Origin of the sequence: Lentibacillus sp., assembly GCF_035301925.1 — a bacterium.
Taxonomy (GTDB): Bacteria; Bacillota; Bacilli; order Bacillales; family Amphibacillaceae; genus Lentibacillus.
The window spans coordinates 1-10,301 of record NZ_DATGTI010000152.1 but is presented as its reverse complement, the minus strand read 5'-3'; the positions used below and the strand labels follow the sequence as shown (position 1 = coordinate 10,301).

The window sequence follows — 10,301 nt, the reverse complement described above, 5'->3', positions numbered from 1 at the left end:
TATGAGGAGGGCAAGAATCATGTACTGTCAAAAATTCAAAACGAAATCTGGACAGATTAGATGGGAGTGTATTGCTGATGGAGAACCTGATCCTGCTACAGGTAAGCGAAAACAAATTAAACGACGGGCAAAGACACAACGTGAAGCGAAAGAGCGTGTGCAAAAAGCCGTCAGATCGACTCAAGAAGATAAAATTGACGAGAATTCTGGAAATCGCATAACATTTGATCAAGTAGCAGCTGCTTGGATGGAAATATACAAACAAACAGGTGTTAAAAGAAGCACGGTACGAATCCGCGAAAAAGAAGTCGCTATATTAAACCGTTATATGGCAAAAAGCCCAATTGGAAAGATTACGTACTCCATGTATCAAAAATTCATTAATAACATTTCGCCAAATTATGCTCGGACTACAGTCCAAGGAGTTAACACATCAGCTGGTATGATTTTTCAGCATGCGATAAAGGATAAGCTTATAAAAGAAAGTCCAAATCGCGATGTTATTATACCTAAAAAACGAAAAACAGTTGAAGAAATTGAGATGGTACCGATTGAACAAAAATATTTAACGAACGAAGAATTAAACGAATTTTTAAATGCTGCATTAACCCATGGGCAGGAACTAGATATCGAACGATTCTATTTGCTGGCCTTTTCGGGCATGCGTTCCGGAGAGTTATGTGCTTTAAAATGGTCTGATATTAACTTTAATACTAACACTATTCGAATCACAAAGACACTTTACAATGAAGATAACAACATGCGTAAGTACGAATTAACACCTCCAAAAACAAATGGATCTATACGATCGATTGAGGTAGATTCTGAAATCATGCAGCTTATTAAATCGCATTACAAACGTCAGAAAAAGATTAAAATGAAATATCGCAATGAAATGGAGCATGAAGGTAATTTTGTTTTTTGTCGAGCGAATGGATATCCTTATATACAAAAGAATATTGTAACTAGGATGGCAAGATTGATGGAATATACCAACATCGAAAAAAAGGCGACACCACATATCTTCAGACATACCCATATTAGCATGATGGCTGAAGCCAGTGTTGATCTTGCTTCGGTTATGGAAAGAGTAGGACACGATGACCCTCAAACTACTTTAAAAATCTATACACATGTAACCAAAAAAATGAAAAAGGACGCTTCCGCAAAAGTTAGTAACCTATACGAAAGCGCCCTATCCAAATTAAATTTTAATTAAATGTTACTTTATTGTTACATTTTCATACGTAAGAGGTCTGTAACCCCCTCAAAAAAACTATCACATCAAGGTTTACGGGCGATGATTTACATCATGCCGCCCATACCTCCCATGCCACCCATGTCAGGTGCTCCGCCGCCGCCATCATTTTCTTCCGGCAGGTCAGCGACGACTGCTTCTGTTGTCAGGAACATCGCTGCAACGGAAGCTGCATTTTGCAGTGCTGAACGGGTAACTTTTGTTGGGTCAACGATACCGGCGTCAACCATGTTTACCCATTCGCCGTCCGCTGCGTTGAAGCCGATGCCGACTTCTTCACCCTTAAGACGTTCAACAACGATGGATCCTTCTAAGCCTGCGTTATGGGCAATTTGACGGATTGGCTCTTCAAGTGCGCGCAATACGATGTTGGCACCTGTCGCTTCATCACCAGTCAAATTGAGTTCGCCGATTTTGGAGAGTACGTTAATAAACGCTGTTCCACCACCGGAAACAAGCCCTTCTTCAACAGCGGCACGAGTAGAGTTCAACGCGTCTTCAATGCGGAGTTTACGCTCTTTCAATTCTGTTTCGGTTGCGGCACCAACTTTAATGACAGCTACGCCACCTGCCATTTTGGCCAGACGCTCTTGCAGTTTTTCTTTGTCAAAATCAGACGTTGTTTCTTCAGCTTGAGCACGGATTTGGGAAACACGCTGGGAAATAGCTTCCGGTTTGCCGGCACCTTCAACAATTGTTGTGTTATCTTTTGTTACAACGATTTTATTGGCACGGCCAAGCTGTTCGATCGATGCGTTCTTAAGGTCGAGTCCGAGATCTTCCGTGATGACCTCAGCACCGGTCAATGTTGCAATGTCTTCAAGCATTGCTTTGCGGCGATCACCGAATCCTGGTGCTTTAACAGCCACTGCGTTGAATGTGCCGCGCAGTTTGTTGACAACGAGTGTTGCTAGTGCTTCACCTTCCACATCTTCAGCAATGATCAGAATTGGCTTGCCTTGCTGGACGACTTGTTCCAGTACCGGCAAAACTTCCTGGATGTTGCCGATCTTCTTGTCAGTAATCAGCACATATGGATCTTCCAATTCCGCTTCCATTTTATCCTGATCTGTCACCATGTATGGTGACGCATAACCGCGGTCAAATTGCATCCCTTCAACAACTTCGAGTTCCGTGTTGAAGCCTTTTGATTCTTCGATGGTGATGACACCGTCATTGCCGACACGTTCCATCGCTTCTGCAATCAGGTTGCCGACTTCATCATCACCGGAAGAAATGGCTGCAACCTGAGAAATGGATTCTCTGCCCTCAATTGGCTCGGAAATACCTTTCAATTCGGTAACAGCTGATTCAACTGCTTGTTCAATACCACGGCGAACGCCAACAGGGTTTGCACCCGATGCCACGTTTTTCAGTCCTTCACGAATCATAGCTTGAGCAAGAACAGTTGCTGTTGTTGTCCCGTCACCGGCAACATCGTTTGTTTTGGATGCGACTTCAGACACAAGTTGTGCACCCATGTTTTCATAATTATCTTCCAGTTCGATTTCCTTGGCAATTGTTACACCGTCGTTGGTAATTAACGGTGAACCGAATTTTTTATCCAGAACAACATTACGACCTTTTGGCCCCAACGTTACTTTAACGGCATCTGCCAGTGTATCAACACCGCGCAGCATGGCACGACGAGCTTCTTCACTGAATTTAAGATCTTTAGCCATTCAAAAACGCCTCCTTAATTTTTCTATATATTCCTGACATTAATTTAAGCTGTTTTACTCCACAACAGCCAAAATGTCGTTTTCACGCAGAATTAAGTATTCTTTCCCGGAGTAGTTAACTTCTGTCCCGGCAAATTTGGAGAAGATGATACGATCTCCTTCTTTGACCTCAAGCGCAACCCTTTCGCCATTATCTGCTGCGCGTCCGGAACCTACTGCAACAACATTGCCTTCCTGTGGTTTTTCCTGAGCGGAATCCGGAAGAACAATGCCGCTTGCAGTGGTTTCCTCTTGCTCCACAAGTTCAATTACAACACGATCCCCTAGTGGTTTAATCATGCCGACAACCTCCTTAATTCTTTTTTCATGTATTTGAAGGATCTTGTTAGCACTCCAACATGGTGAGTGCTAAATCCAATTAATATAATAAATAATTCCGTACTAAAATGCAAGTATTTGCGTTCTATTTTTTGATATTTCATTTGCAGCCGGATCAAGCCCGTTCTATTATATTGCATGTGTCATTTATGCTAAAATGGATACTGGTATTTTAGAATCGAAAATATCTGCATACACTATATCAATTGAAAAGGATGTTCAAAAAGTGCGATAACAATGACACATCGAATAGGGGACCTTCTGCTAAAACCGTCCACGTCCTGTGGCGCAGAAGTCACCACACCCTGTGGAAGCCCGCTGTTCGAAACTACGCCGCCTCGAACTTCTTGGCCTTTGTTATCCTCCTTTTTGAACAGACACTTAAAGGAGTCGTTATATTTTGCCGAAACGCTACTGGTATGTGATTTTAACGTATATTATCATGCAATTTTCCGTATTTATATTTGCACCCATCTTATATGCTTTGACGCCGCTCGGACTCGTGGAATCGAATATCTACTGGTCCATTTTCAGTTTCATTGCCGCGCTTTTCGCCGTCCTATGGCTCATGCGGCCTGATATGAAAGCGGGTCAGCACCGGGATGCAGCATCTGCCGGAGAAATGGTGCTGTGGTCATTTGCCGGTCTATTTATGGCTTACTTCGTCAATTACGCAGCTTCATCGATCGAAACCTACATATTAGGTATAACACCTGGCTCGGAGAATACGCAAATGATTATGGATATCACTCGATCAGTACCACTGTTCATGGTGATTACGGCTATTGTGGCACCGATTCTGGAGGAAATTGTTTTCCGCAAAATCATCTTTGGCGAACTGTACAAACGGATGGGTTTTTTCTGGGCGGCCGCATTTTCCTCGTTCATTTTTGGCATTATTCACGACGGTCTTGAACATATTTTAATCTATGCTTCGATCGGTTTTGTTTTTGCCTTCCTTTATGTGAAAACAAAACGCATTATCGTGCCAGTCATCACACACATGGTTATGAATTCCATTTCCGTTATCGTGCAGTTGTCACTCGATCCGGAAGATATCGAAAATATGATGAAACAACTGGAAGAAATGCAGATGATTATAATTGGAGGCTAATTTTTTATGAGAATATCACCCAAAACGATGGGGATCGTTTACTTCCTGCTTGGTATTTTATTCACATATGTTGCCATACTAAGCGCAGACGAGACGATCTGGAATTTCGTCACCGTACTGCTCGCCTTTTTTGCGACACTTGATTTTGGCGTCGGCATTCGCATGTTCATCATCCATTCTAAAATAAAAAAGAACAACAAAAAGAAGTAGTGCTGTGATGCACTGCTTCTTTTTTATTGATTTCCCTGCATCTATGTCTCAACTTCAGTTTCCTGATCCTGTTTTGGTGCCTTCATGATAAACGATACCGGGATCATGACCAGGATAAAGATACCGGCAATCATGAATGCCTCGTTCAATGCTTGCAATGTGGCCTCTTGCGTTTCGATGGCGTTCGAAAACAGTTGAGCGCGGCGCACTTCGTAATATATCGAGAAGAATACGATGCCAAAGGATGAGAAAATTTGCCGGATGACATTATTCATGGCCGACCCTTGCGCAACCCGGGCTTCCGGAATCATATTCATTCCGGCAGTCGTCGCTGGCATATTGCACATCCCAAGTCCTGCACTACGCAAACAATGCAAAATGAGGATCATCCAAAAGGTCGTTGACATCGTGTTAAAGCCAAGGGCGAGTGTAAAAACGCCAAGCAGCAGAAGCCCGACCGGAACAACATAACGCGGTCCTTTTAAGTCAAGAACTTTGCCGCCCAGTGTCATGAACACACCACTAACCAATGCTGCGGGTAAAAACAATAACCCCGTCTGAATTTCACCTAACCCATATACCTCCTGAATGAGAAGCGGCAGCAGAAATATTCCGGAAAACAAGCCGATTGATGCAGTAGCGGTGACGGCAATCGAAACAGAATAGGTCGGGATTCTGAAAATGGACAAATCAAGCAATGGGTGCTCCTGCTTCATTTCATATTTCACAAATGTCACGATCAGTACGATGCCGGCAGCTATACACACCAGGCTGATTGGTGACAGCAATAACTCCAATGTTGAACCGCGACCGAGTGCATACAAGATAGCGCCGACCCCGGTCGTGATCAGTAAAAATCCAACAAGATCGAATTTCAAATTCGGGTTTTTCGCTGTAGGCTTCAGGTAGCGCAAACAAAATAAAATGCCTGTCACAGCAAACGGAAGATTAAATAAAAACAGAAACGGCCATGTGAAATATTCAATCACAACGCCGCCTACAGTCGGACCAAGTGCAGGTGCCACCATCGCCGCAACACCATAAATGCCGACAGCAAGCCCACGCTGATCTCTCGGAAAGGCCTTAAAAATAAGCGCCATCGCGATCGGCATCATCAGCCCGCCGGCCGTTCCCTGAATCGCACGGGAGGCAATAATCATCCCCAGGTTAGGTGAGAGTGCACCCATAATAGAGCCGAACGTGAATATGCATAAGCCGGTTATGTATACGCGCTTCTTGCCAAACCGGTCACCCAAATACCCCGTCAGTGGCATGGTCATCCCCATCGACACCATAAAAATCGTCAACAGCCAGCTGACGGCAACCGCATCCACCTTAAAAAGTTCCATAAAAGTCGGCAATGTCGGGTTCAGCATGCTGTTATTTAAAATGACGGTGAATGTTCCGAACAACACCGACATGACAACTAGCCATTTTGAATCGATTTTGCCCATCATCTCTCCTCCCGAAACGTCGGTCCTTTTTATCCACCTCTTTGACAGCCAATATAGAATTTTTATTTTTTCAAAGGATAATGCTTCAAAAAGTACACTAATGCCTGCAATTCCACCGCCAGATCAATATGATGTACACGTATCCAGGGTGGCACCGTTATACGTGCCGGTGTGAAATTTAAAATCCCGGAGATGCCGTCATCAACAAGCCGGTTAGCAATGCTTTGTGCTTCCTCGGACGGCACCGTCAAAATCGCCACCTCGACATCACTCATCTTGTCTTCCAGGTCGTCAATATGATAAATCGGAACACCGCCAAACTTCGAACCAACTTTTTTCGAATCAGCATCAAACGCCATCACAATTCGTGTATTGTTGTTTTTAAGGAAATTATAATGTAAAAACGCCGTCCCAAGATTCCCAACACCGATCAGCGCAACATCTGTTATTTCATCTTGATCCAGCGTTTTCCGGAAAAAGCCGAGCAGATATTCCACATTATAGCCATACCCCTTCTTTCCCAGTGCACCAAAATAGGAAAAATCGCGTCTGATAGTGGCTGAATCAACTTTAACCGCTTCACTCAATTCTTTTGACGAGACACGTTTTTTGCCCTGGTGGTTCAGGTTATTTAAAAACCGGTAATATAATGGCAGCCGCTTGGCCGTAGCTTGTGGTATTTTATTTTGATCCACTGTCAGCCCTCCTTGGCACGTCCCGATGGTAATCACCTGATTTACCACCCGTTTTGGTGACTAAATAGGTTTGGCCAATAACCATCCCTTTATCAAGCGCCTTGCACATATCATATACGGTCAGCGCCGTTACAGAAGCTGCTGTCAATGCTTCCATCTCCACACCTGTCGATCCTTTCGTTTTAACGAAAGCCTCAATTTGCAGCTCATATATATCATCTGCAATGTTCCAGCTGAAGGAGATATCTGTTCCTTTCAATTTTAGTGGATGGCACATCGGGATCAAGTCAGATGTATTTTTGGCGGCCATGATGCCCGCTACTTGCGCCACCGCCAATACATCCCCTTTTTTCATCGTGTTGGCTGTTATTCTGTCATAAATGTCTTTTGTCAGCTGAATGCTCGAGGCAGCAGTGGCTGCGCGCTCTGTTTCCTGTTTATCACTAATATCAACCATTCGCGCTCTGCCCTGTTCATTAAAGTGTGTAAAATCCCCCATATCTCTTAACCTCGCTTACATATATATGTTACTGCTCTCATTCTATCAGAAAAAAATCAATAAGTCGTGATAAAGTGAAACTTCATTCAGCAGGGTGTACTTTCCCTGCTGAATGTTAGTTGAACAGAATCGGACATTTACGGACAGTTGACCGACGTTCTTTGGCGGGGTACTGTCCGTTACATGCGGGATTAAGTTCACAATATGATTGCCCTTCCAAATCGTAATGCGGTACACTTGGATGGAATGGAGTGAACAACGATGATTCTAATGCAGCTCAATGATCTATCTAAATCATTCGGAGCCGATGAAATATTAGCGAATATTAAACTTGAAATAAATGAAAACGACCGGATTGCGATTGTCGGACGCAATGGAACTGGGAAATCGACACTGTTAAAAATGATGGCAGGCGAACTTTCCTATGATAAAGGTGAGCTTTTCAAACCGAAAGATCTCACTATTGGCTACCTGACCCAGCACACCAGTCTTGAGTCGGACAAAACAATCTGGGATGAAATGCTCACGGTATTTGATCAGTTACTTGTAAAGCAGCAGGAACTGAGACAATTGGAAGAAAAAATGACCATGGCCGATACGCTTTCCGAGGCGGATTATGAACAGCTGCTTCTTGATTATGACAAAAAACAGCAGGCATTTGATACGAACGGCGGCTATCGGTATGAGGCAGATATGAAGGCCGTCCTCACCGGGCTGAATTTTCAGGATGTGGATTACAGCACCCCGATCAATGAATTGAGCGGCGGGCAAAAGGCACGTCTGGCACTTGGAAAACTGTTATTGAAAAAGCCTGACTTACTGATTTTAGATGAACCGACAAACCATCTTGATATCGAAACGATGGCATGGCTGGAAAATTACCTAAGCAGTTATCCCGGCGCCGTTGTCATCGTTTCGCACGACCGCTATTTCCTTGATAAAACTGTATCAATCGTCTATGAAATCAGCCGGCATCACGCTAAAAAATATAACGGTAACTACAGCTTTTACTTGAAACAGCGCGCCATTGATTATGAGAAAGAATTAAAAGCATACGAAAAACAGCAAACCGAAATCAAGCGAATGGAAGATTTCATCCAAAAGAACATTGCGCGCGCATCAACATCAAAACGGGCCCAAAGCCGGCGGACGCAGCTGGCAAAAATGGAAAAGCTGGATAAGCCAAAAGGTGATGAAAAATCAGCATTATTTTCATTCCAGATCAACCGGACAAGCGGCAATGATGTGTTAAAAGTTGATAAGCTTGCCTTTCAATATGAGAACGAGCCGGTGTTTTCCAATGTGACGATCCATGTCAAGCGGGGTGAACGGATTGCACTTGTCGGCCCGAATGGTGTCGGAAAAACTACTTTATTAAAGGCGATTCTCGGACATCTGGAACCGAAAGCAGGATCCATTAAAATCGGTACCAATGTTGAAATCGGCTATTACGATCAGGAGCAACAGATGTTAAGTTCGGCCAAGATCGTTCTGGATGAACTGTGGGATGACTATCCTGATGTCGACGAAAAGGATATCCGTACTGTACTGGGAAATTTTTTATTTTCGGGTGACGATGTCCTGAAGACCGTACATTCATTGAGCGGCGGTGAAAAGGCGCGCCTGTCACTGTCCAAATTGATGATGCAACATGCCAATTTGCTTGTGCTGGACGAGCCGACAAACCACTTGGATATTGACAGCAAGGAAGTCCTGGAGGCCGCATTGATGGACTTCCCGGGAACAATAATATTTGTATCCCACGACCGCTATTTTATTAACAAAATTGCTGATAAAGTTGTGGAAATGCAACGTGATGGTGCCAATCTTTATCTGGGTGACTATGATTATTACATCGAGAAAAAGCAGGAAGAAGCAGAAATTGAAAGACTCATGCAGACAGAAGAAGCAAAGCAGACTGAGGGCCGGGGAAAGGCAAAATTCCGGGAAGATAAACAGCTGCAGCGGGAACGACGAAAAAAAGAGCGCCGGATAAATGAACTCGAAGAATCCATCGAACAGCTTGAGGTGGAACTGGCAGCACTTGAACAACAAATGACCGAACCGGAAGTATATGAAGATCATCAAAAATCACTGGAACTCATGAAGCAAACGGACGAATTAAAACAGGAGATTGAGCAATTAATGGAAGAATGGACTGGTTTACAGGAATAACTGGAAAGTACTGGAACAACCTGATTTTTCATCGGCCCGCTGCAGAAGCTGGTACGATGATGTCAAAGCCCCGCCCTATCAAGAGCGGGGTTTTTCCTTTAAACCTGGATAACGGTACACAATTGGTCAGCAAAACAGTGCCGTTTACCATCGTTATATACACATAATCCACAGAGTTATGCACAAATCCCAAGCTTGTTTGCCGATTCAAATCAAGGTTATACACATTTTTCACAATAAAACGCCGAGTTATCCACATTTTTTACCCACAGTTTCAAACACTTTCAATTTAGTTTTCATAAAAAATATCCACATTGCTGTGAATAAGCATGTGGATATTAACTGAGCACCAGCGACGGGTTCGCATTTAAATCCCAGCCTGATCGCTTGCCTTGTTTATAATTAACAAACCCTGCCGCTGAAATCATGGCTGCGTTATCAGTGCACAAATTAAGCGGCGGGATCAGCAATGGGATGTCCGTTTGATCGAATTTTGCTTCCAGTGATTTACGCAAACCTTGATTAGCCGCAACTCCGCCGGCGACAATCACCTGTTTCGCATGATACTTTTGGGCAGCTTTCCACGTTTTGGTTGTCAGTACATCAACAACACTCGCTTGAAAACTGGCGGCAACATCTTCCTTGTTCACTGTCTCCCCGCGTTGTGCTGCATTGTGGATTCTGTTGATAACGGATGATTTCAACCCGCTGAAGCTGAAATCAAAACTGTCATCCTCCAGCCATGCCCGTGGGAAATTAATCGATTCCTCTCCTTCTGCAGCCAGACGATCGATCTGTGGACCACCAGGATACGGCAAGTCCAGCATCCGGGCAAC

10 protein-coding genes are annotated in these 10,301 nt (G+C 43.9%); 4 read left to right on the top strand and 6 right to left on the bottom strand.

The features are described from left to right. Positions 1-19 precede the first annotated feature (19 nt). Complete coding sequence (locus tag VK080_RS12475) at positions 20-1,219, top strand: site-specific integrase (RefSeq protein WP_324225095.1); 1,200 nt, start codon at positions 20-22, stop codon at positions 1,217-1,219. Positions 1,220-1,305: 86 nt separating this feature from the next. On the opposite strand, the gene groL is transcribed toward VK080_RS12475, so the two are convergent. Beyond that, the gene (gene groL, locus VK080_RS12470) at positions 1,306-2,940 is read right to left on the bottom strand and encodes a chaperonin GroEL (RefSeq protein WP_324225094.1); all 1,635 of its coding nucleotides are present in this window, start codon (positions 2,938-2,940) and stop codon (positions 1,306-1,308) included. A gap of 54 nt (positions 2,941-2,994) precedes the next feature. Continuing rightward, positions 2,995-3,279, bottom strand: coding sequence for a co-chaperone GroES (groES, locus tag VK080_RS12465; protein ID WP_324225093.1), 285 nt, complete (start codon positions 3,277-3,279; stop codon positions 2,995-2,997). 439 nt (positions 3,280-3,718) lie between these two features. Between groES and VK080_RS12460 the strand changes: the two genes are divergently transcribed. Beyond that, positions 3,719-4,432, top strand: coding sequence for a type II CAAX endopeptidase family protein (locus VK080_RS12460; RefSeq protein ID WP_324225092.1), 714 nt, complete (start codon positions 3,719-3,721; stop codon positions 4,430-4,432). 6 nt (positions 4,433-4,438) lie between these two features. Beyond that, positions 4,439-4,642, top strand: a complete 204-nt coding sequence (locus tag VK080_RS12455) for a YdiK family protein (RefSeq protein WP_324225091.1) — start codon at positions 4,439-4,441, stop codon at positions 4,640-4,642. A gap of 41 nt (positions 4,643-4,683) precedes the next feature. Here VK080_RS12455 and VK080_RS12450 read toward each other — a convergent pair whose 3' ends face one another. The 3 genes from VK080_RS12450 to moaC all read right to left on the bottom strand — a co-directional run bounded on the left by VK080_RS12450 (position 4,684) and on the right by moaC (position 7,290). After that, on the bottom strand, positions 4,684-6,096 hold the full coding sequence (locus VK080_RS12450) for an MDR family MFS transporter (protein WP_324225090.1): 1,413 nt from the start codon (positions 6,094-6,096) through the stop codon (positions 4,684-4,686). Positions 6,097-6,158: 62 nt separating this feature from the next. Continuing rightward, positions 6,159-6,791, bottom strand: a complete 633-nt coding sequence (locus tag VK080_RS12445; RefSeq protein WP_324225089.1) for a redox-sensing transcriptional repressor Rex — start codon at positions 6,789-6,791, stop codon at positions 6,159-6,161. Beyond that, a complete protein-coding gene (gene moaC / locus VK080_RS12440; protein WP_324225088.1) occupies positions 6,778-7,290 on the bottom strand; it encodes a cyclic pyranopterin monophosphate synthase MoaC in 513 nt (170 codons plus the stop codon). The genes VK080_RS12445 and moaC overlap by 14 nt, the downstream gene beginning before the upstream one ends. A 261-nt stretch (positions 7,291-7,551) precedes the next feature. Between moaC and VK080_RS12435 the strand changes: the two genes are divergently transcribed. Continuing rightward, on the top strand, positions 7,552-9,465 hold the full coding sequence (locus VK080_RS12435; protein ID WP_324225087.1) for an ABC-F family ATP-binding cassette domain-containing protein: 1,914 nt from the start codon (positions 7,552-7,554) through the stop codon (positions 9,463-9,465). A 338-nt stretch (positions 9,466-9,803) separates the two neighbouring features. Here VK080_RS12435 and VK080_RS12430 read toward each other — a convergent pair. Next, the coding region (locus VK080_RS12430; RefSeq protein WP_414672252.1) for a tRNA (adenosine(37)-N6)-threonylcarbamoyltransferase complex transferase subunit TsaD at positions 9,804-10,301 on the bottom strand (498 nt) is incomplete at its 5' end.

Coding starts and splice junctions, on each gene's coding strand:
- VK080_RS12455 (WP_324225091.1), top strand. CDS start 4,439: ATGAGAATATCACCCAAAACGATGGGGATCGTTTACTTCCTGCTTGGT.
- VK080_RS12435 (WP_324225087.1), top strand. CDS start 7,552: ATGATTCTAATGCAGCTCAATGATCTATCTAAATCATTCGGAGCCGAT.
- groL (WP_324225094.1), bottom strand. CDS start 2,940: ATGGCTAAAGATCTTAAATTCAGTGAAGAAGCTCGTCGTGCCATGCTG.
- VK080_RS12450 (WP_324225090.1), bottom strand. CDS start 6,096: ATGGGCAAAATCGATTCAAAATGGCTAGTTGTCATGTCGGTGTTGTTC.
- VK080_RS12475 (WP_324225095.1), top strand. CDS start 20: ATGTACTGTCAAAAATTCAAAACGAAATCTGGACAGATTAGATGGGAG.
- groES (WP_324225093.1), bottom strand. CDS start 3,279: ATGATTAAACCACTAGGGGATCGTGTTGTAATTGAACTTGTGGAGCAA.
- moaC (WP_324225088.1), bottom strand. CDS start 7,290: ATGGGGGATTTTACACACTTTAATGAACAGGGCAGAGCGCGAATGGTT.